19 protein-coding genes and 1 other annotated feature are annotated in these 21,669 nt (G+C 35.3%); of the genes, 14 read left to right on the top strand and 5 right to left on the bottom strand.

Annotated features, from left to right (window positions below):
* Positions 1-193 precede the first annotated feature (193 nt).
* On the bottom strand, positions 194-3,190 hold the full coding sequence (locus KQI49_RS14985) for a transglycosylase domain-containing protein (protein ID WP_371817579.1): 2,997 nt from the start codon (positions 3,188-3,190) through the stop codon (positions 194-196).
* A 104-nt stretch (positions 3,191-3,294) separates the two neighbouring features.
* Positions 3,295-3,516: a binding site (T-box leader), on the top strand.
* A 53-nt stretch (positions 3,517-3,569) separates the two neighbouring features.
* Between KQI49_RS14985 and tyrS the strand changes: the two genes are divergently transcribed.
* Positions 3,570-4,841: a tyrosine--tRNA ligase gene (tyrS, locus tag KQI49_RS14980; RefSeq protein WP_216490284.1), complete on the top strand. Its 1,272-nt coding sequence runs from the start codon at positions 3,570-3,572 to the stop codon at positions 4,839-4,841.
* A 488-nt stretch (positions 4,842-5,329) separates the two neighbouring features.
* Positions 5,330-6,283 carry a DMT family transporter gene (locus tag KQI49_RS14975; protein WP_216490282.1) on the top strand — a complete coding sequence of 318 codons (954 nt, stop codon included), beginning with the start codon at positions 5,330-5,332 and terminating at the stop codon, positions 6,281-6,283.
* Between the two features lie 108 nt (positions 6,284-6,391).
* Here the strand turns inward: KQI49_RS14975 and rpsD are convergent, their stop codons facing one another.
* The gene (gene rpsD, locus KQI49_RS14970) at positions 6,392-6,997 is read right to left on the bottom strand and encodes a 30S ribosomal protein S4 (RefSeq protein WP_216490279.1); all 606 of its coding nucleotides are present in this window, start codon (positions 6,995-6,997) and stop codon (positions 6,392-6,394) included.
* Between the two features lie 409 nt (positions 6,998-7,406).
* Here rpsD and KQI49_RS14965 point away from each other — a divergent pair, with 409 nt between their 5' ends.
* Positions 7,407-9,251, top strand: coding sequence for a sensor domain-containing diguanylate cyclase (locus tag KQI49_RS14965; protein WP_216490277.1), 1,845 nt, complete (start codon positions 7,407-7,409; stop codon positions 9,249-9,251).
* Positions 9,252-9,342: 91 nt separating this feature from the next.
* Here KQI49_RS14965 and KQI49_RS14960 read toward each other — a convergent pair whose 3' ends face one another.
* The gene (locus KQI49_RS14960; protein WP_216490267.1) at positions 9,343-9,825 is read right to left on the bottom strand and encodes a GAF domain-containing protein; all 483 of its coding nucleotides are present in this window, start codon (positions 9,823-9,825) and stop codon (positions 9,343-9,345) included.
* A gap of 115 nt (positions 9,826-9,940) precedes the next feature.
* Here KQI49_RS14960 and refZ point away from each other — a divergent pair, with 115 nt between their 5' ends.
* The 5 genes from refZ (at position 9,941) to KQI49_RS14935 (ending at position 15,399) form a co-directional block, all read left to right on the top strand.
* Positions 9,941-10,585, top strand: a complete 645-nt coding sequence (gene refZ, locus KQI49_RS14955) for a forespore capture DNA-binding protein RefZ (protein WP_216490265.1) — start codon at positions 9,941-9,943, stop codon at positions 10,583-10,585.
* A 347-nt stretch (positions 10,586-10,932) separates the two neighbouring features.
* Positions 10,933-12,630, top strand: a complete 1,698-nt coding sequence (ezrA, locus tag KQI49_RS14950; protein WP_216490263.1) for a septation ring formation regulator EzrA — start codon at positions 10,933-10,935, stop codon at positions 12,628-12,630.
* 105 nt (positions 12,631-12,735) lie between these two features.
* A complete protein-coding gene (locus tag KQI49_RS14945) occupies positions 12,736-13,875 on the top strand; it encodes a cysteine desulfurase family protein (protein WP_216490261.1) in 1,140 nt (379 codons plus the stop codon).
* Between the two features lie 6 nt (positions 13,876-13,881).
* Entirely contained in the window at positions 13,882-15,084 is a 1,203-nt protein-coding gene (thiI, locus tag KQI49_RS14940; protein ID WP_216490259.1) for a tRNA uracil 4-sulfurtransferase ThiI, read from the top strand.
* Between the two features lie 111 nt (positions 15,085-15,195).
* The gene (locus KQI49_RS14935; protein WP_216490257.1) at positions 15,196-15,399 is read left to right on the top strand and encodes an alpha/beta-type small acid-soluble spore protein; all 204 of its coding nucleotides are present in this window, start codon (positions 15,196-15,198) and stop codon (positions 15,397-15,399) included.
* A 63-nt stretch (positions 15,400-15,462) separates the two neighbouring features.
* Here the strand turns inward: KQI49_RS14935 and KQI49_RS14930 are convergent, their stop codons facing one another.
* The gene (locus KQI49_RS14930) at positions 15,463-16,263 is read right to left on the bottom strand and encodes an NAD kinase (RefSeq protein WP_216490255.1); all 801 of its coding nucleotides are present in this window, start codon (positions 16,261-16,263) and stop codon (positions 15,463-15,465) included.
* A gap of 269 nt (positions 16,264-16,532) precedes the next feature.
* Between KQI49_RS14930 and KQI49_RS14925 the strand changes: the two genes are divergently transcribed.
* From KQI49_RS14925 to KQI49_RS14900, 6 genes are all read left to right on the top strand, one after another.
* Complete coding sequence (locus KQI49_RS14925) at positions 16,533-16,991, top strand: DUF2953 domain-containing protein (protein WP_216490253.1); 459 nt, start codon at positions 16,533-16,535, stop codon at positions 16,989-16,991.
* A gap of 40 nt (positions 16,992-17,031) precedes the next feature.
* The gene (ytfJ, locus tag KQI49_RS14920) at positions 17,032-17,472 is read left to right on the top strand and encodes a GerW family sporulation protein (protein WP_216490251.1); all 441 of its coding nucleotides are present in this window, start codon (positions 17,032-17,034) and stop codon (positions 17,470-17,472) included.
* A 103-nt stretch (positions 17,473-17,575) separates the two neighbouring features.
* Positions 17,576-18,076, top strand: coding sequence for a thiol peroxidase (gene tpx / locus KQI49_RS14915; RefSeq protein ID WP_216490250.1), 501 nt, complete (start codon positions 17,576-17,578; stop codon positions 18,074-18,076).
* 247 nt (positions 18,077-18,323) lie between these two features.
* A complete protein-coding gene (locus KQI49_RS14910; RefSeq protein WP_216490249.1) occupies positions 18,324-19,313 on the top strand; it encodes a class I SAM-dependent methyltransferase in 990 nt (329 codons plus the stop codon).
* A gap of 18 nt (positions 19,314-19,331) precedes the next feature.
* The gene (locus tag KQI49_RS14905) at positions 19,332-20,516 is read left to right on the top strand and encodes an acetate kinase (protein WP_216490247.1); all 1,185 of its coding nucleotides are present in this window, start codon (positions 19,332-19,334) and stop codon (positions 20,514-20,516) included.
* A gap of 70 nt (positions 20,517-20,586) precedes the next feature.
* Positions 20,587-21,102: a MogA/MoaB family molybdenum cofactor biosynthesis protein gene (locus KQI49_RS14900; protein ID WP_216490245.1), complete on the top strand. Its 516-nt coding sequence runs from the start codon at positions 20,587-20,589 to the stop codon at positions 21,100-21,102.
* Between the two features lie 52 nt (positions 21,103-21,154).
* Here KQI49_RS14900 and KQI49_RS14895 read toward each other — a convergent pair whose 3' ends face one another.
* The gene (locus tag KQI49_RS14895) at positions 21,155-21,592 is read right to left on the bottom strand and encodes a universal stress protein (RefSeq protein ID WP_216490243.1); all 438 of its coding nucleotides are present in this window, start codon (positions 21,590-21,592) and stop codon (positions 21,155-21,157) included.
* Positions 21,593-21,669 lie beyond the last annotated feature (77 nt).

Below are 21,669 nucleotides of genomic sequence, written 5' to 3'. Positions count from 1 at the left end.
GGTCGTATACCAAACTGGGCGATGGTTATGAACCAACTTTTAATCCATGATGATCTAAAAGATAGGGTGTTAAAATATCTTGAATAAATTAGAACTTACACACTTTATTTGACAAGCCCCCCAAGGGTTATTTATTAAATCATTCTGCGAACCTTAAGTAAAAAAAGAAGAGGCGAGTGCCTCTTCTAAATTCTTAATCATCGGTATCGTCTTCGTTTTCTTCGTTATCTTTATCATCGTCTTCGTTGTCATCTTCATTATTCTCATTTTTATCTTTATCATCGTTTTTCTCTTTCTCTTTCTTTTTCTCTTCTTTCTCTTTCTTATCTTCTTCTTTGTCTTTATCTTTCTTTTCGTCTGAACTTGATGAATTGCCGACTGTTACTTCGTTCGAAGCGCCTGACTCTCTGCCAAAATAATCAACGGCTTTGATGTGGTATACACCTGATCCTTCAGCGGAAAAACTAGTGCTTGTGGTGTGACCAATTTTACTAAAAGATCCGCCTGATTCGGATGCTTTAAAAATCCGATACCCAACGACGTCGTAGCTACCTGACTTATTCCATGATAGGCTGCTGCCTGAATTGCCAAGTGATCCAGGTGCTGATGGACTTTTACCGTCATCGTCAAGTGAGCTTCCTACGCTCCCTTTTGGGACTCCAATCTTTTCCCACTTTTCTCGGTTGGTACGTGGGTATAATTTCGTTAAATCATTTAGGTTGTCATAGCCATTTCTCTTTAACCACTCTGGATTAAATGATAGACCACCCTCACCAGATACAAACTCACCAGGTGTTTTAGAACCAGCTGGGACAGTTTTTCCATTTATTGTGACAGAGCTTCCACCAGATATTAAACTGTCATCTTCTTTTGTAGGAACATATTTTTCGTTATATATATCGGAACTTATCAGTCCTGCTTTCTTACACAACTCTGAAGGAACCATTCCTGATACAGCGCAGTAACTTCTTTCGACAATCCCGTCAGGCCGCTTGAACCTATCTTTTGGCACAAGTAAATCTGGTTTAATTTCTGAAGCGACATTAATTAATTCAGCCCATAAAGCTTGGTTTCTTTGGCTATAGGTCAATGAGCAACCTGGGCAATAGTCTAGGCTAAGGTTAGCATCATAGCCAATCCATGTTCCAAAAGTGACATTTGGATTGACACCAATAAACCAAGCGTCTTTATAATCGTCAGTTGTTCCTGTTTTTCCAGCCCAGTCCACACTTTGATATTTTAAACGTGGTTTAAGAGTTGCTGCTGTTCCATAACTTAGTACATCGCGCATCATATCGACGGTTAAATAAGCAGTTTGTGGCGAGTAAACATCCACCTCTTCAGCCTCATGTTCATAAATTGTTTCTCCATCTGAGTCTGTGATTTTCTCAATCATATAACCGTCCACAAAGTTTCCATTGTTTGCTAGGGTCGCAAATGCATTTGTATTTTCTTCAACACTAAGTCCGCGTTCCATTCCTCCGAGAGATAGAGAGAGTATACTTTTATCGGTCTCTGTCAAAGAGGTAATTCCCATTTTTTCTAAAAATTCTTCAGCTGGGGGTGGATCATCATTTATGATTTTCGAGTATGTTTCTACGGCAGGGACATTATAAGACTTTGCTAGGGCTTCTCGTGCTGATACCAGTCCATACTCGCCTAAACCGTAGTTAGTAACAGGATAAGTATCCTGTCCGGGAACATTAAAAGTTTTAGAGAAAGCAGGCAAGACAGAGCCAGGTTGTACCTTACCTTTTTCCATTGCTGCTGCATAGTCCAGTAATGGTTTAATCGTACTTCCTGCAAGACGTCTTGTTTGTGTTGCATAGTTATTATTATCTTCATCCGAAAACTCTCTGCTTCCGACAAAGCTGATAATTCTACCTGAACTATTTTCAATCAACATGGCTCCAGCTTGAACAGGATCCATGTAAGATGAAGTTTTACCAGTTTCTTCGTCTGTAACTGTTACTTCTTGATCAGGCCCATAATGTTGGAAGTCCTTTGCTACTTCTTGCTGTGCCTCATAGATTTCTTTATCAATCGTCGAATGGATATGATAGCCATTCATTTCGAGCGCACGGTCGGCCAACTGCTTATATTGTTCTAAAAGATCTTCACCATCTTCATCTTTTTCATCTTTTTTAAGATCCTTCATTGTATAGCCATCATCTTCAGCTAACACTTCGACTAATATTTCTTTTGCACGTTTCTGTATTTCTTCCGTTAATGCAGGGAAAGCATCACGTGATTTTGTCTTTTTCTTTATGAAATCTTCCGTTATATCGTAATCCACAGCTTCATCAAAATCTTCTTTACTAATATACTCAGCATCATACATGCGTTTCAAGACAGTTTTCATTCTATTGATACCTGGTTGTAAATCCTCTTCACCTTTTAACCCACCACTATTTACAAACGGGGTATAGGTTGAAGGACTTTGTGGTAACCCGGCAAGGTATGCAGCTTGAGGTAAAGTTAAATCTTTGGCATCGACCCCAAATATCCCTTGTGCAGCGGTTTGGATTCCGGCAATATTATCGCCTGCCGCATCGCGACCATAAGGAATAATATTTAAATATGATTCAAGAATTTCATCTTTGTCAAAAAAACGTTCGAGTCTTAGAGCCAATAAGATTTCTTTAGCTTTTCTATCAAAAGAAACTTCATTCGTTAATATTTGATTTTTAATAATTTGTTGAGTTAATGTACTTCCACCAGTTTTTACATCAGAGTTAATTGCTTCTTGTAAAATTGCTCGAACAATAGCTTTTGGTACAACACCGTTATGCTCTTTAAAGTATTCATCTTCTGTTGCAATCACTGCATCGATTAAGGTTGGAGATATTTTATCTAACGGTGTTTTTTCTCTATGTAAATCGGATCTTACGTCGCCAATATAAATATCATCGGCAAAATAAAGTTTAGATGTTTCTTCAATATTGTAAATGTCTTTTTCCATGCTTGCATAACTTCGAATAGGTTCATCTTTAACAAGTGCAGCAAAATAGCCAGCACCAACCCCTACGCCAAAGAATAGTCCAATGAAACCAACAATAATGAAAAATAAAATAATATTCCAAGTAATATCGTATGTCAACCTGGAAACTTTTTGAATTTTACCAGTTTTCCAGGTTTTTTTAACCTTTTCACTATATGTTTGGAGTGTTTTTTTAAAATCCACGCACATGACCTCCTAAAATTCATTCATAATTATACCATATGATTGCAATTAGGGCATAAAAACGTGTATAATTATCATGAATATTTATCAACTAAATATTTTAGACTATATAAAAGGCATTGAAAGAATGAAGTAGCTATACAAATCCCTGTTTCAGAGAACTAGCGGTGGTGGGAGCTAGTACATATTTGTAAGTGAATTACGTTTCTGGAGCTTCTTTATTAATTTTCTTAAACTTTAATAAAGACGGTGTATACTCATCGTTAACAATTCAAGTGGCAATTTTATATTGCAACAAGGGTGGTACCGCGTATATACAACTCGTCCCTTCTTTAGAGAAGAGGCGAGTTTTTTGCTTTTTAAAAAATAAATGGAGTGTGACGAAATGAATATTTTAAAAGATTTAGAAACACGTGGCTTAGTCCATCAAGTAACCGATAGGAAAGGATTGGAAAAACATTTAGCTGACAATCAAGTAACTTTATACTGCGGCTTTGACCCAACGGCAGACAGTCTTCATATTGGCCATTTAGTACCTATTATCATGCTGAAAAGGTTTCAAAAAGCTGGACATAGACCTATTGCGCTAATTGGCGGAGGTACGGGAATGATTGGGGATCCTAGTGGTCGTACAAGCGAACGGTCGTTAAATGAAGAAAAAGTAGTTCATCATTATAGTGAGAAAATTAAAGAACAAATTGCTAAGTTACTTGACTTTGATAAAGGTGAAAATCCTGTTGTAGCCCGAAATAATCATGATTGGCTAGGAACTACAACAATTATTGATTTTCTACGTGGACCAGGAAAACATTTTGGTATTAACTATATGTTAGCAAAAGAATCAGTATCAACACGTATTGAACAAGGCATTACATTTACTGAGTTTTCTTATATGATTTTACAGTCCCTTGATTACTTGAAACTAAATGAACAAGAAAATTGTACATTGCAAATAGGTGGAAGCGATCAATGGGGGAATATTACGGCTGGAATGGAACTTATTCGCCGCTCACGAGATCTAGAGGAGGATGAAATTGATGTATTTGGCTTAACGGTGCCGCTAATTACAAAAGCAGATGGGACTAAATTTGGTAAAACTGCTGGCGGAGCAGTTTGGCTTGATCCTGAAAAGACCTCGCCATATGAATTTTACCAGTTCTGGATTAATACAGATGACCGTGATGTGATTAAATTTATTAGCTATTTCACATTTTTATCTGAAGGTGATATTAAAGAGTTAGAAAACGAGGTAAAAGAACGTCCTGAAAAGCGACGTGCTCAAAAACGTTTGGCTGAAGAAATGACGAAATTAGTTCACAGTCAAGAAGCTTTAGAGCAAGCACAAAAAATTACGGAATCCTTGTTCAGTGGAAATCTTAAACAGTTGTCTGCTGAAGATATCAAGCAAGGATTTAAAGATGTCCCAACGATTGAAATGGAAGATGAAGAGATTAGTTTGGTTGATCTATTAGTTAACGCGAAAATTTCTTCTTCCAAACGACAAGCAAGAGAGGACATAAAAAATGGTGCAATCTACATTAATGGAGAACGGAATCAAGATATTCAGCACAGTGTTACAAAAGATGATCGTATAGAAGATATATTTACAATCGTTCGAAGAGGGAAGAAACGTTATTTTTTAATTAGTTATAAATAGAATTATCGAGGATGGGACATAAGTATTTTAGTTAATGTAAAAGCGAACGTATTAAAGTATATTTCTTTTAATATACACTTTTCTAAATCAGCGTAGGAAAAATACGTAGACTCCTTGAAAAAATCGCGATGAATCGCTGTCGAAGTATTCCTTGTTTAGCAGGATGAAAAGCTTAGATGAGACCCCGCAGAGCGTCATGAATGATGGAAGGCTAAATTCGCGACGTCCTGTGGGGGCGCCTTCATGACCAACATCCTGTTGGCCCGAGGCTCATCAGCAAAGAAGAATGAACTGCAATTCTTCTCCCCCCTGCGGAAAGCGAAGTATTTTTCCGAAGCGAATAACGCTCGCTTAAAATTGTTCGTCTTTTAATTACTAATACTTAGTTTTGTCCCAGCCTCTTCTATCAAGCAAACACATTTCTTGCGTCATCCTAAGGAATCCAATAAGATAGATTTATTTGGAAAATTACTTTAGGAGATGACAGCATGAAAGGCTTGTTTCAAAATAAATGGTCGGTTATTGGTATTGCGGTCTTTTGTTCCATCCTGTGGGGAAGCGCATTTCCAGTGTTGAAGGTGAGCTATGAAGAACTGCAAATGGCGCCTGAGGACACCATAGCAAAAATCGTCTTTGCCGGAGGACGGTTTTTATTAGCAGGGTTAATTGTTCTAACAATTTTATTATTGATGAACGCAAAAAGTATCTTAGTGACACGTCGGCAATTTATGGTACTCATCATATTAGGTGTCGTTCAAACAGCTCTTCAATATTATTTCTTTTACAACGGTCTAGCAAAAGTTACTGGAATGCAAGGGGCGATTCTGAATGCAAGCGGGACTTTCTTTGCTGTATTATTGGCTCATTATTACTATAAAAATGATCGATTAAATTGGCAAAAAACAGTTGGGTTAATAGCGGGATTTGGTGGTATCATTCTATCAAACTGGGGGCAGGAGTTTTCACTGTCCTTTCAATTTACAGGCGAGGGATTTATGATTTTATCAGGGTTGACCAGTGCGGTCGCTACCATTATGGCGAAAGAGTTGGCTACAGGAATCCATCCCTTTGCTATTACAGGCTGGCAATTGACTTTGGGAGCTATAATCTTGCTTCTTATCGGGGTGCCTCAGTTAAGTGAAGGAGCAATGGTCTTTACACCACTCGGCTGGGGGTTGTTTTTCTACTCAGCAATTCTCTCTTCAGTCGCATTCGCTTTATGGTATTCACTACTTAAGTATAACAATGCAGGCGAAATAAGTATGTATAAGTTTATTGTCCCCGTTGCTGGTTCACTGCTGTCAGCGATGTTTATTCCAGATGAGCGACTTACATTTTCAATTTTTGCAGGGATGGCACTTGTAGCAGTTGGTATTATAATTATTAATTATAAAGGAAAGAATCGTTCAGATTTAAGAGATGGAAATGTAGCAAGGACTTAAAAGTTTGGAAGGAAATCTCTTAGTGGGTTTCCTTCTTTTTTAAGATAAAAAGCTCTGACTTCCATGGTACGGAATGACAGAGCTTTTAAATGTTCTATTATATGAAAATTACTTACGAGAGTAGAATTCTACGATAAGCGCTTCGTTGATTTCAGCTGGTAACTCAGAACGTTCAGGTAGGCGAGTATAGCTACCTTCCATTTTATCTTCATCAAATGTTAAGTACTCTGGAACAAAAGTGTTCACTTCGAGAGCTTCTTTGATTGAATCAAAGTTTTGAGCCTTTTCACGAAGGCTAATTGTTTGACCAGGAGCTAAACGGTATGATGGGATATCAACACGCTTTCCATCAACAGTTACATGACCATGGTTAACAAGCTGACGAGCCTGTTTGCGTGTACGCGCTAAACCTAAACGATAAACAATGTTATCTAAGCGGGATTCTAGTAAAACCATAAAGTTTTCACCGTGTACCCCAGCCATTTTTCCTGCTTCTACAAATAAGTTAAGGAATTGGCGTTCAGTTAAGCCATACATATAACGAAGCTTTTGTTTTTCTTGTAACTGTAAACCATATTCAGATACTTTTCTTCGTTGGTTTGCTCCATGTTGTCCCGGAGCATAAGGACGTTTATCTAATTCTTTACCTGTTCCTGTAAGTGAAATGCCAAGTCGACGAGACTTTTTCCATACTGATCCAGTATATCGAGCCATAGGACATTTCCTCCTTTTATTTTATTTGCATAAAATAAATAGACCGTGTTCCTGTCCTTTATCCATTATGTTTTCATGTACCATCGCTCCAGCAGCAGAGAGTTACACGATACACCTCAATGAATGAGGAACATAATGCAATAAACGGTGGTTCACATAGGCTACCTTATTATTTTACACAAGTGATAGTATATAGTTTTCTAGCAATAATGTCAACTGAAACTTATATTTTACTTAATAAATTCAAATCAAAGAACAAAAATATGCCTGTCTTTTAATAATACAGAAAATTCTCCTTTAAAAATATAGGAAAAAATACCTATATCATATATACTGTACATACAGTGAATTAATTAAATAATAAACATAAAAAGGTGTTCAGTTAATTATTAAAGGCGGTGTATATTACATGGAGCAAGCAAAAATAAAAGAAAAAATGCGAGAACTTTTGCATCGTTTAATGGCTAACCCCTCACGAATTAATAGGTCTAAAGTGCTACATGAAATGGTGTCGATTGTAAATGACTCATTTAATAATAATGCTTGTACAACCATGTTTACTTTTGATGAGTGGCAAGGATTATATAAAGCCGAAAGTGAATGTTTAAACTTGAATTACAACATAACTGCGAATTGGAGTATAAACAAATTCATTGAAGATGCATTAGACCAATCACTTTTAACAGATGCCGTTTATAAACAATTCGGTACCCAAGGTTGTATCTTAATACCATTTCATCCAATGAATAAACCGAACGGGTTAATTGTTACAGTTTTTGATCATGAGAAAAATGATATTAAAACGGCTGTTTTATATTTGATGAAAAAGGAGATAGAGCAACTGCTCAATGTGTTGAATCATTATACAAATCTTAAAGCTAAATATGAAAAAAAAGATTTTTTATTTAGACTTTCAGCCAGTTTTTATACATGTGAAAATAAAAATGATATATTAAAACAGATAATAATATCGATCAGTGACGTCTATCCTGACTTTTCCTATTATCTTTTATTATCTCATGATCATGAGATGGGAGAGACTTTACCGATTAGAACTCTTGAATATAATCAAGAAACAACAAAACAAGCCAGTTACATTGCATTTATTGGTGGTGAGCTACAAATTGAATATAATGAAAATTCCACCTATGTATTTGCGCCTTTGGTCGGAAAGCAAGGTGTCTATGGTGTTTTAGAAATAACTGCACCAACAAAAGTAATTTATCCAAAAGAAGAGATAGAGTTTATTAAACAATTTACAAACGTAGCTGGAAAAGCAATTGAAAATACGATACTCTATCAAAACTCAAAGCAACATATTAGTGATTTGAAAATGATTAATGAAACAACACATCAATTGAATTCTAATTTGCATCAGGAAGATATATTGCAAATCATTAAAGGGAAAATAAAATTAACTTGCCATGCTTCAGAAGTGGGCTTTATATTAATGAAGGAAAACTCTACAGATAAAATAGATATCTTACCTGGGAGTACTGGCTATTTCTATACGCAGGAAGGTGTGTCCCTAAGTACATATTTATTAACAGAGTCAATTAAAAATCAAGAATCAATAATAACCGGCAATTTGAAAAATCGAATAATCAGTGACTTTCATTCCGGAATGATCATACCGATGAATGATGGGAAAGAATTTTTAGGAGCGGTTGTAATGTTGCATGAGAAAGAAAGCTTCTTTACCTTTGACCGGTTTAAATTATTGCAATCATTAATTCAACATTTGACATTGGCGCTAATAAACTCACTTTTAAGAGAGAGATTAGAAGAAACGGTAAGGACTGATTATTTAACAAATCTTTATTCTAGAATTTACTTGGATGAAAAAATAAACTTTCACATGAAAACGGATACGGAAGGGATACTAATCCTTTTTGATATCGATGATTTCAAACGAATCAATGATTTATACGGGCATTACATCGGGGATACGGTAATTATACAAGTTGCAGATATAATTAGACAGCATATAACGCCTTATGATATCGGAGCGAGATGGGGTGGGGAGGAATTGGCGATATATATGCCAGGCTCTACTATTGAAGAAGGTTACTGGCTTGCAGAAAAGATAGCTCAACAAGTTGAAAGAAAGACGGATCCACTCGTTACTTTATCCGCAGGGGTGTCATCCTGGACTAATGAAAAAACAGATTCCGTCAAATCTTTATTCATTCGGGCAGATCATGCTTTGTACGAAGCTAAAAGAAAGGGAAAAAACCAAGTTATAACAAAATAAGAATTTAAAAACAGTAGCTTGTTTTTAATAGGCTACTGTTTTTTTACAGTTTCCAATAAATGGAAAACTAAAGATTTGTATTGTCTGTTGATTAGTTCATATGTTTTATAAGGATTGCCACAAATTCCTCTAGGTATTGTTGATCTACTTGATCAAACCGATTATAATTTGGACTGTCGATGTCTAGAACGCCATATATTTCATTGTTAACAATAATCGGAATAACAATCTCTGACTTGCTGGCGCTATCACACGCAATATGGCCAGGAAACTCATTGACATTGTCGACAAGTTGAGTTTGACTTTCTTCTATAGCTGTCCCGCAGACACCTTTACCGTATGGAATACGTATGCATGCCGGAAGACCTTGGAATGGTCCAAGAACAAGTTCATCTTCTTTCCATAAATAGAACCCAACCCAGTTGATGTCACTTAAAAATTGATTTAATAATGCTGATGCATTAGATAAATTAGCTATTACATCGGTTTCCCCATCAATGAGCGCACCAAGCTGCTTTAATAATTGCTCGTAGTCTTTTTCTCGACTTCCTGAATATTGTTGAACCTCAAACATTGGCATTTTCCTTTCCTTATTCTATAATTCGACACATACTGAACATATTGTCGATAAGTTGATGCAGGATAATTATTTTTTTTGTCGTAAATCAGATGTAAGGAGTTGAAGAACAATGAAAACAACTAATCCTACTAAAAGTAATGTAGTTAAAGCAGCAACAGCCTTGTTTTTTCAAAAAGGATTTGACGGGACATCAGTCAGAGATATAGCAGATAAAGCAGATGTCAATGTATCATTGATTAGCTACTATTTTAAAGGGAAACAAGGGTTGCTTGAATATGCTGTTACTCAATTTTATGAAACTTATTTTGAACATATAGAAGAAGCATTGGAAGAAGCGCAATCACTTTCTACTTTAAATCAGCTGAAATCATTAATTTTTTCCATTATACAGTATAAACAAAGTAATCATCAATTAACGTGTTTTATCCATCGAGAGCTTTCCTTGGATTCAGTTTTTGTAAGGGAAATGACGGTGACTTATTTAGCTAAAGAAAACCACTATATCAGTCGATTGTTTTATCAGGCTTTAAAGGAATATAATAATAAAAGTGGTGATCGCCATCTTTTATTAATGCAGTTAAAAGGAATGTTATTAACACCTTACGTCATGCAAAATGAATGGCGAAATCAACTAGGCGGCGACCACTCGGATGAGATGTTTGTTAATCGCTATGTGAAAATTATAGAAGAATGGTTGGACTTTATTATCCTAGAAAGAAAACAGATGACGAACAGTGTAGTACATATTAAGTAACAAATTCACATACGAAGGCGCATAGACCGGGACGAAGACATTTATTACGTAGTTTATATCAACCGTGCATTAGTAAAAACGTAGTAACTATAATATTATCTTGGTGTGCAAGTAGTTTTATGTGTTGTTACAAAAATAAATAATGAAAAATAAAATCGATATTTTATACAATATTTTTAGCCAAACAGGTCGGGAACATGGTATCATATGTATAATGAGGAAAAATCGTTTTTTATGTTGAAAATTGTAATTTAAATCTGTAAAAAGAGTTTATTTGACTTTTTTAACTGTAAACTTAAAAAAGGACTCTCCTTTTATCCAGAAATATATATATTAGGAGGCTTTATATGGCATACGTTATTGGAATCATTTTAGTCATTATTACACTAATTATTGTTGGATTAATTATGCGAAAACGTGTTTACGATGAAGTGGATCGGCAAGAAAATTGGAAAATGGATATTATGGATCGTAATATTGCCTCAGAACTATCCCGTATTAAGAGTTTAAATTTATCTGGTGAGACCCAGGAGAAATTTGAATCGTGGAAAGAACGCTGGGAGCATATTGTGGAAAAGGATTTGACCGATATTGAAGAGCATCTATTTGATGCAGAAGAGGCCGCAGATCATTATCGTTTTCCAAGTGCTAAAAAAGCTATCAGCAAGACAGATCAAGCTCTTAAAACGATTGAACATGATATAGAGCAAATCTTAAATGAGCTGGATGAGCTGATGAATTCTGAAGAAGAAAGCCGGCATAGGGTAGAAGAAATCCAACCCAATCTTAAAGCACTAAAAAAAGTATTGATACAAAATAGGTATCAGTACGGTAAGGCGATTACCCATTTTGAAGAAGAGATTGATACGTTTGAAACTCAACTCGATACATATAACGAGCTTGTAGAATCAGGAAATTATATTGAGGCTAGTCAACTTGTTGAAACTCTTTATGCAAAACTAGAAGAGCTTGAAGAAAGTATTAATGACTTTCCAGACTTGTTAACAGCTTGTAAAAACGATTTACCAAATCAATTAAATGAATTACTTAGAGGCATTAGGGAAATGAAAGATGATGGATATCGTGTAGAACATCTTGGATTTGAAAAAGAAATCAACATATACATCGAACGCTTATCAGACTGTGTTAAAGCCCTTGAACAAAATAAAACTGAAGAACCTAAAAACACAGTTAAAGATATTGATGAAAGAATAAAAGAAATGTATTTGTTACTCGAAAAAGAAGCTGTTGCTAGAAATTATCTTGAAACGCATTATACAACTTATGCTCAGGATTTATCAGTAATTGCGAATGATTTTACTGAAGCGAAGCACGAGGTAGAGCAATTAAAGGAATCTTATTATTTTGATGATCGTGACTTAGAAAAGTATTTGTCCATTGATAAAGCGATTAACCGATTAATAAATGAAAAAGAAATGATGGACAAACAAATTAGTGAATCAGGCACGTCACATACGGAATTAAGAGAGCAACTTGAAAAAGGATTTAGCCAAGTTAAAGAACTAGAAACAGAGTTAGTGGAATTTCGCGATACGATTCAAAGCTTGCGAAAAGATGAACTTGAAGCACAAGAAAAGTTATCAGCTCTACGTGAAAAAATTAATACAACCAATCGGCGAATCCAAAAGAGTAATATTCCTGGAGTACCTCGGTTTATTTGGGGTTATATGGAAGAAGCGAGTAATAAATGTAAACAGGTTTTAAGTGTTATTGAAAAACAGCCACTTGATATGAACAAAGTTCAGCATACACTAGAGGAAGCGAAGACAGCAGTAGATTATTTAATTGAACAAACAGATATGATGCTTGATCAAGCCTATCTTACAGAACAGGTCATACAATATGCCAATAGATATCGAAGTAAAGTCCCAGCGTTAGCTGCTGAGCTTTCTGAAGCAGAAAATCTTTTTAGACAATATGATTATGAATTAGCTTTAGAAAGAGCGGCAAAGGCGATTGAAGATGTGGAGCCTGGTGCTTTAAAGAAAATAGAAGAATATCAATCTTTATCTGTATTAAATTAAATAATAATTTGAATGGCTCGAAAGGCTGCTTTAGAATAGGTGACGTACACCTCTTCAAAGTCAGCCTTCTCTTATTTAAAAAGTTAATTAGTTGGAGTGTTTCAAATGATATATTTAGATAATAGTGCAACAACGCAACCGTACCCTGAAGTATTGGAAAGCTTTCAAAATGCATCAACTCAATTTTTTGCTAATCCATCTTCCATCCATCAGTTGGGAGGCAGAACAGAGACTCTTTTGACAAGAGCACGAGAACAAGCTGCCGAATTACTAGGGGTCAACAAGAGGGAAATCGTATTTACTTCTGGAGGTACAGAAGGTAATAACTTAGCTATTAAAGGTATTGCACTTGAACATCAAAATCGTGGTAAACATATTATAACTTCGCAAACTGAACATCCATCTGTTTATGAGGCTTGTCAAAGTCTAGAAAAATTAGGTTTTAAGGTTACCTATTTGCCTGTAAATGAAGAAGGGATTGTTTCACTTACTGAATTACAAAAGTCTATTCGTAAAGATACAATTTTAATCAGTATTATGCATGTGAATAATGAGTTAGGAACCATTCAGCCCATCGAAGAGATAGGTGAAATTGCCAAAGAGCATCCAAAATTGTTTTTTCACGTTGATTATGTGCAAGGTTTAGGTAAAATATCATTAAACTTCAAAAAATATGGTATTGATTTGTGTACGATGTCTGGCCATAAAATCCACGGATTAAAGGGGACAGGAATATTATATGTTGGCGAGGGAGTCACACTACATCCTCTTTTACATGGAGGGGGACAGGAAGAATTCTATCGATCAGGTACTGAAAATTTAGCTGGTGCTGTATCCTTAGTAAAAGCATTGAGAATGAGTATGGAAAATATGAAGATGAATATAGATAAAATAACCGATTTAAACAATCATTTACGACAAGAACTCGGGGAAATAAAAGGGGTTATTATCAATACACCATTAAATGGGGCTCCCCATTTAATGAATATCTCTGTTTTAGGATTAAAACCTGAAGTCATTATTCATTCACTCGGTGAAGAACATATTTTTATATCGACAAAATCAGCGTGTTCTTCCAAAAATAATGTTGAAAGCCGTGTTTTAACGGCCTGTGGCTTTAGTTCTGAACGAGCTACAACAGCTTTAAGAATTAGTATGTCTTATCAAACAACAGAAGACGATATAAATACGTTTTTAAATATTTTTAAGAAAATAGTTAATCAATTAAAACTAATAATGGAGTAGATTATGATGAAATATGACCATATATTGATTCGCTATGGCGAGTTAGCATTAAAAGGCAGAAATCAAAGAACGTTTATAAACCAACTTCAAAATAATATTAGACACCAATTAATGGATTTCCCAGAGGTTCAGGTTAAGAAAACACAAGGAAGAATGTTTATCTTACTTAATGGAGAAGACCCGGAACCAATTATAGAAAAATGCCGTCGAATATTCGGAATTCATAGTCTGAGTTTGGCAGTTAAAGTAGACAATGAATTAGAAATAATCAATGAAACGGTATTAAAGACACTGCTTGATCATCCATCAGGAACAACTTTTAAAGTAGAAGTTAGGCGTGCAAATAAGGAGTTTCCCATCCAGTCACAGGAAATGAATCAAAAGTTAGGTGCACATTTATTGAAGAATTCAACTGGTTATACTGTCGATGTACATGACCCAGATGTCATAATTAAAGTAGAAATTCGAGTGGAAGCAACGTATATAACTTCAAGTGTGATTGAAGGGGCAGGTGGATTACCAGTTAAAACAGCTGGAAAGACGTTATTAATGCTATCAGGTGGTATTGATAGCCCAGTGGCAGGATATCTTGCAATGAAGCGGGGAGTTGAAATCGAGGCAGTCCATTTTCACTCGCCACCTTACACAAGTGAACGAGCCAAACAAAAGGTTATTGATTTAGCTAAAGAATTAATGACTTTCGGTCATCAAGTGAAGATTCATATTGTTCCATTTACTGAATTGCAACAAGCAATTTTTAAAGAAATTCCTGAAGCCTATGCCATGACAGTCATGAGACGGATGATGATGCGAATTAGTGAAGCAATTTGTGAAAAAGAAGGGATTTTATCAATCACGATTGGAGAAAGTCTTGGACAAGTAGCAAGTCAAACGATGGAAAGTATGAATGCGATTAATGAGGTGACTAATTATCCTATTCTTCGTCCATTAGTCGCTATGGACAAAAGTGAAATTATAAACATATCAAAAGATATTGGGACTTACGATATTTCAATTAGACCATACGAGGATTGTTGTACGGTATTTGTTCCTAAGTCACCTAAAACAAGACCAAGACGTGACAAAGTAAATCAGTTCGAAGCTAAAATGGATTATAAGCAGTTGCTTGGAACCGCTGTGGAAGAGAGTAAGTTAATTAAAGTTAATGATCATAAAAATGAAGAAGATGCTTTCAAAGATTTATTATAAAGAAAAAATTGATTATAAGATCGTTTTATCGTTTACAAGACTTACCAAAAATTTAAGTGAATGAAATCCTTCCTAAGTACACAATATAAGGTGTACCAAGGAGGTGAGAACATGGCTAACAATAGTTCTAACCAATTAGTAGTACCAGGAGCAGAGCAGGCTCTAGAACAAATGAAAACAGAGATTGCTTCTGAATTTGGCGTACAGCTTGGTGCAGATTCCACTTCAAGATCTAATGGATCAGTAGGTGGAGAAATTACTAAACGTCTTGTTCAAATGGCTGAACAACAATATAGTGGTTACTCAAATCAATAAAACTTAAAAATGATGGATAAGGACTATTCTCTTCACTGAGAATAGTCCTTTAAGTTTGTTGAACTACAGAAAAGTTTTTCTTACACGGTTCCAGTATGAGTTATCTTTTAGTTTTACGGTTTTAATGACGCTGTCATCCATGGTTACTGTGATATTTTTAATGTTTTTAATTGAATAAGCTTCATTGTCGAGTCCTATGATTGGGTAGTCATTGCCGTCTTGAATGATGTCTAATTCTAAGGCACGTCCTTTGCTCAGAATAAAGGATGAACCTAAGGTACGATAGCGATTATTATTTAAAGAAGCCAATTCCGACACTTGAAAACATGGAATCAATGGATCAATAACGGCTCCATTTGTTGATTTATTATACCCTGTACTACCTGTAGGCGTTGCAACAATTAGCCCGTCACCTCGAAATGTTTCGAAAAACATATCATCTATCATGACATCAATGACAATTGTTTTAATGATTTGTGATCGGATACTTACTTCATTAATGCACTTAAAAGAAGATTCATTATTAATACAAACATCAATAACTGGAAAACGACGAACTTCTAGTGGAGCGTACTGCATAGTTTCTATCATTTTGTCAAAGTTATCTAATTCAAAATCACAGTATAGTCCTGATTCATCTTCACGTGTGATGCCGGCGTAGAGACAATCCTGCCTAAAGCCCGTTTTGCGCACAGCTTGTAAGAACGCACCATCTCCGCCAATACTGATAATAATATTGGCCTCTTTTGCGTCATTTACAATTTTAAATCCATTGTTGGCTGCTAAATCAAATAGAGGTTCCAATTTTTTGTTTAACCTATCTTCGGGTTTATAGTAGAAAAAAATACTCTTCCTGTCTGTCATGGATCTTGCCTCCTCTAAAACTTGTAATTTCATATTATCATTATCTGTTTAATTCTCCTAATATTAAACAGATAATGATTAAAAATAACGGGGATGTAGCAAACTATAGGCAACTAATATTTGGAGTGGCTTTGATGATCATATTAATTAGTTTAATAATTTTATTGATACTAATTGTTTTTATTATTTTTTTTCCGATATATGTCAATGTTCATCTAAGTTTTATAAATGGACAACCGTTCGCTTCCATTAGGATATCACTCCTAAAATTGAAGATTTATGAAAAAAGGTGGGACAGTATAGACGATATAGAGCCATCTATTATTGATGAACACCTTGTTGAATACGTAACGGGCTTGAAGAATAAAAAAATAGATAAAGGGTTTTGTGACGTAGTTCAATTTTTAAAAGAGATAAAACAAGTGGGAGAATTATTAATAAGGAATACTATGATACATAAGCTCGATTGGATTACCTATTTAGGTACAGGTGATGCTAGTTCAACTGGACTTATTTCAGGAGGCTTATGGGCAGTTAAAGGAGCAGTTGAGCGTTCAACACATTTGCTTAACACCTTGTACTGTCAGCCGCAAATAGGGCTTGTTCCTTATTTTCAACATAAAGTGTTTAAATCTGATTTTATGTGCATTTTTTCGATTAAAATAGTTAAAGCTATATTCATATTAATAAAAATGATTGGCGCTAGTAAAACAAAACAAACCGACTAAATTAAAGTTTTATTTAATCAACTTAGAGGAGGGTTATTACATGGAAGAACATCCAATACAAGGATTAATGACAACGGCAATGGAAAACTTAAAAGATATGATTGATGTTAATACAATTATTGGTGATCCTGTGGAATCACCTGATGGCAGTGTCATAATTCCAGTGTCAAAATTGGGATTCGGTTTTGCAGCTGGGGGGAGTGAATTTGAGGCAGGTCAATCATCTTCAGATAATGAAGAAGTGTTGCCTTTTGGAGGAGGAAGCGGTGGTGGTGTATCAATAACTCCTATCGCATTTCTTGTTGTAAATTCTAAAGGTGTAAAAATGGTTCATTTGGATGAAAATATTCACATTTATGAAAAGATGATTGATTTTGCCCCTAAAGCAGTGGACAAAATACAGCAAATTTTAAAAGAAACGAATCATCAAAGTAAACCTAAGAAAAAGGGTGTGTCAGAGTCAACTAATTTTGAGATTTAGTATGTTTCATAGTTGTTGTGAAACATTGCACTTTATTGGACAAGTTGACGCTTATTATTCATAATTAAAGGGTATAATCTAGACAAGGGGAGGAATGAAAAAAATGGTACAAGTTACATTCCAACAAGAAGCAGTTACATTAGTTGGTAATGAATTAAAAGTTGGGGATCAAGCACCTGACTTTACAGTCTTGTCAAATGATTTAAAGGAAGTTAGTTCGAAGGATTATGAGGGGAAAGTAAAACTCATTAGTGTCGTTCCATCTGTAGATACTGGCGTATGTTCAAAACAAACAAAGCGTTTTAATGACGAAGCTGAAAAACTGGATAACGTTAATGTCTTAACGATTAGTATGGACTTGCCTTTTGCACAAGCCAGATGGCGTGAAGTCAATGACGTAAAAAATGTTGATTTGTTTTCTGATCATCGTAATGCTGATTTTGGAGAAAAATATGGTGTTCTAATTAAGGAATTACGTTTGCTGGCTAGGGCTATATTTATCGTTGATTCAGAGGATAAAATAACTTATGTTGAATATGTTGATGAAGTGACCGATCACCCGAATTATGACGAGGCTTTAGCTCAAGCTAAAAAGGCAAAATGACTAGCAGTTACAAGTCTCTCTCTTAGTTGTTCTAAGGGGGAGACTTAATATTGTGAAATGGTCCATCTTTAACCTTCTAAAATTATGCAAGCAATAAACTATTTGATAAAATAGTGTTTCTGGTTGATAAGGTAGATACAGCGAATGATTAATAAGGTCAATAAATATTTGCTCTAATCATACATTTTTTAACGAGGCTAAGAGCAACCAGTTGCTTGTATTTTGTCTAGAAGAGAGGGTTTTAAAAATGGATAAATCGAATGTAGAAATAATTTTTAATTGGTTAGATGAAACAACAAACACAATACAACAACATGAAAATGAACCATACTTGGATAGCTTGTCAATGGCTTTAGAAACGTTATTTTTTGGTGAGACTTCACCAGAAATGGACGATCTGCTGACCCATAAACTCGAGGAAAACTTAAAAAGTATTCATATAGACACCTATAATCGAGAACAAATTCGTAAAGCCATTCAATTGGCCATATTAAAAGGAATGAAAGACTCAACACAACAGCACCACCTGATGACACCGGAAACTGTGGCTTTATTGGTTAAATATCTTGTGGAAAAATTAACAGCTAATAAAGAAACGTTTCGGATGTTTGATCCAGTTTGTGGTACAGGTAATTTATTATTAACTGTCGTTGGAACGTTAGAAAAGCAAGTAGAGGCTTTTGCCAGTGAAATTGACGGGTCGTTACTTCATTTGGCACTAGCAAGTGCTAATTTGCAAAAAATTGACGTGGAATTTTTCCAACAAGATAGTTTGCGACCGTTTTTATTAGATCCTGTAGATGTGGTGGTTGCTGATTTACCGGTAGGCTATTATCCGGATGATATTAGAGCAACTGAATTCGAATTAAAAGCTGACGAGGGTCATTCCTACGCACATCATTTACTTATTGAACAGTCCATGAATTATACCCAGAACGGTGGATATTTAGTTCTAATTGTCCCTGATACTTTGTTTGAAAGTGACCAAGCTGATAAGCTTCATGCTTTCATCCATAATCACGCACATATTGTCGGCTTACTTCAGTTACCTGAAACGATTTTTAAATCTAAACAGCACGCAAAAAGTATTTTAATTCTGCAGAAAAAAGGGGTAAACACTAATGCACCAAAACAACCTTTGCTCGTAAAATTACCTTCATTAAAAAACACGGTTGCAATGGAAGATATTTTACGACAAATGAATAACTGGTTCTCTCACAACCAATTAAACAGTTAATGAAGGAGCATGGTTATCTTGTCTAAAATACTATCAATTAATGCTGGGAGTTCATCTTTGAAATTTCAGTTATTTAAAATGCCTGAGGAAACAGTATTAGCCAAAGGGCTAATTGAAAGAATCGGATTATCTGACTCTGTCTTTAAAATAAAAGTTAATGACGTTGAGAAGAAAGAGACTTTAAATATATCTGATCATGAAGTTGCTGTTAAAAAACTATTAGATTCCCTGACAACCTCAGGGATTATTCAATCATTAAACGAAATTGACGCGATTGGTCATCGGATTGTGCACGGTTCAGAAAGATTTAATGACTCTGTTAAAATTAATGATAATGTTATCCATCAAATAGAAGAAATATCTGAACTGGCCCCACTGCATAATCCAGCAAATTTAACAGGTATCAGAGCCTTCCAGGAAGTATTACCTGAGGTCCCAATGGTTGCTGTCTTTGATACGGCATTCCATCAAACAATGCCAGAGGAATCATACTTATATAGCTTACCTTACAAGTATTATAAAAAGTACGGTATTCGTAAATATGGTTTCCATGGAACGTCTCATAAATATGTCTCTGAACGTGCAGCAGATTTACTTGGAGTTCCATTAGAACAATTACGTTTAATTTCCTGTCATTTAGGAAATGGAGCAAGTATAACAGCAATCGAGGGTGGGAAGTCACTTGATACCTCTATGGGTTTTACTCCTTTAGCAGGTGTCACAATGGGAACTCGTTCTGGAGATATTGATCCAGCATTAATTCCATACATTATGGAAAAGACGGGTAAAACAGCAGAAGAAGTACTAGAAGTATTGAATAAAGAAAGTGGGATGCTTGCTTTATCAGGTTTTTCCAGTGATTTAAGAGACATTGAGCAAGAAGCGGGTGAAAATCCACGGGCAGATCTTGCTCTTAATGTGTTTGCTGAGCGTATCCACAAATTTATTGGATCATATGCCGCACGGATGTCCGGTGTAGATGCAATTATCTTTACAGCAGGTATAGGAGAAAATAGTGATACAGTTAGAGCGAGTGTTTTGAATGGACTTGAATTTATGGGTGTTTACTGGGATCCAGCATTAAATAAAACAAGGGGAAAAGAGGCGTTTATTAACTACGCTCATTCGCCTGTTAAAGTTATAGTGATTCCTACTGATGAAGAAGTTATGATCGCAAGGGATACAGTTAGATTAGCAAAATAATAAAGGCTCTGGTATGTTAAAGATACCAGAGCCTTTTAGGTTTTAATTAAATAAAAAGAGGAGAGTACATATGTCAGTACATAATCACAAAAAAGACAAAAAGCCAGTTAATTGTATGATTATCACAGTGAGTGATACACGAACATCTGAAACAGATAAAAGTGGGAACTTAATGTTTGATCTGCTAAACGAAAATAATCATAAAATAAAAATGAGAGATATAGTGACTGATGATAAAAAGAAGATTTCTGAGTTAATAAAAAATGGGGCAGAAAACCCAAAGATTGATGCGATACTTATTAATGGAGGAACGGGTATATCTCACCGGGATGTCACCTATGAAACAGTTCAAAGTTTATTAGAAAAAGAACTATCAGGATTTGGCGAGTTATTTAGAATGTTAAGTTATCAAGAAGATATCGGTTCAGCTGCTATTATGTCACGCGCTATTGCAGGTGTTTATAAACATACAGCAATTTTTTCCACGCCGGGCTCATCAGGAGCAGTGAAGCTGGCAATGAATCGATTAATTTTACCTGAACTCAATCATGTCGTAGGAGAAATAAAAAAAGACATTAAAGAATGACAGTAGTTAAATTTAGGGGGGAAGCTCCCCCCATTGGAGCAAATCCAACATATTAGCGAACAATAAGCACATCACAGGTGGCATAACGTGCAATACTTTCTGAAACACTTCCGATTAGAAACCTCTCCACCGCATTTAATCCTGTAGCACCACAGATAATTAAATCGGCATCAAATGTTTTAGCAATATCTTTAGAAATTTTCACTTTAGGTGAACCATACTCAATACAACGCACAAGATTTGTTACACCTTCATTATGAGCTAAATTTACATAATCATCGATCAATTCTTTCGCATGGTTTTCTGCTCGGTTGGCTAATGTTCGATCATAAGCTTCAACAGTAGCGAAAGTACGAGAATCTACGACGTTTGTAATGATTAGACGAGCATTATTACGTTTTGCAATGTTCAGTGATTTCTTAAAAGCTTTTTTTGATGCATCTGATCCATCAACTGCAACGACAATATTATTGTATTCAACTGCTTCCACGGCTCATCTCTCCCTTTATTAAAATATTTCAAATCTAACCTCTACTTCTATTATACACTATAAAGGGCTTGTTTTGG

This window comes from Virgibacillus sp. MSJ-26 (assembly GCF_018918075.1).
Taxonomy (GTDB): domain Bacteria; phylum Bacillota; class Bacilli; order Bacillales; family Amphibacillaceae; genus MSJ-26.
This window is presented reverse-complemented; position numbering and strand designations above follow the sequence as displayed.

Coding starts and splice junctions, on each gene's coding strand:
- KQI49_RS14985 (WP_371817579.1), bottom strand. CDS start 3,190: ATGTGCGTGGATTTTAAAAAAACACTCCAAACATATAGTGAAAAGGTT.
- tyrS (WP_216490284.1), top strand. CDS start 3,570: ATGAATATTTTAAAAGATTTAGAAACACGTGGCTTAGTCCATCAAGTA.
- KQI49_RS14975 (WP_216490282.1), top strand. CDS start 5,330: ATGAAAGGCTTGTTTCAAAATAAATGGTCGGTTATTGGTATTGCGGTC.
- rpsD (WP_216490279.1), bottom strand. CDS start 6,997: ATGGCTCGATATACTGGATCAGTATGGAAAAAGTCTCGTCGACTTGGC.
- KQI49_RS14965 (WP_216490277.1), top strand. CDS start 7,407: ATGGAGCAAGCAAAAATAAAAGAAAAAATGCGAGAACTTTTGCATCGT.
- KQI49_RS14960 (WP_216490267.1), bottom strand. CDS start 9,825: ATGTTTGAGGTTCAACAATATTCAGGAAGTCGAGAAAAAGACTACGAG.
- refZ (WP_216490265.1), top strand. CDS start 9,941: ATGAAAACAACTAATCCTACTAAAAGTAATGTAGTTAAAGCAGCAACA.
- ezrA (WP_216490263.1), top strand. CDS start 10,933: ATGGCATACGTTATTGGAATCATTTTAGTCATTATTACACTAATTATT.
- KQI49_RS14945 (WP_216490261.1), top strand. CDS start 12,736: ATGATATATTTAGATAATAGTGCAACAACGCAACCGTACCCTGAAGTA.
- thiI (WP_216490259.1), top strand. CDS start 13,882: ATGAAATATGACCATATATTGATTCGCTATGGCGAGTTAGCATTAAAA.
- KQI49_RS14935 (WP_216490257.1), top strand. CDS start 15,196: ATGGCTAACAATAGTTCTAACCAATTAGTAGTACCAGGAGCAGAGCAG.
- KQI49_RS14930 (WP_216490255.1), bottom strand. CDS start 16,263: ATGACAGACAGGAAGAGTATTTTTTTCTACTATAAACCCGAAGATAGG.
- ytfJ (WP_216490251.1), top strand. CDS start 17,032: ATGGAAGAACATCCAATACAAGGATTAATGACAACGGCAATGGAAAAC.
- tpx (WP_216490250.1), top strand. CDS start 17,576: ATGGTACAAGTTACATTCCAACAAGAAGCAGTTACATTAGTTGGTAAT.
- KQI49_RS14910 (WP_216490249.1), top strand. CDS start 18,324: ATGGATAAATCGAATGTAGAAATAATTTTTAATTGGTTAGATGAAACA.
- KQI49_RS14900 (WP_216490245.1), top strand. CDS start 20,587: ATGTCAGTACATAATCACAAAAAAGACAAAAAGCCAGTTAATTGTATG.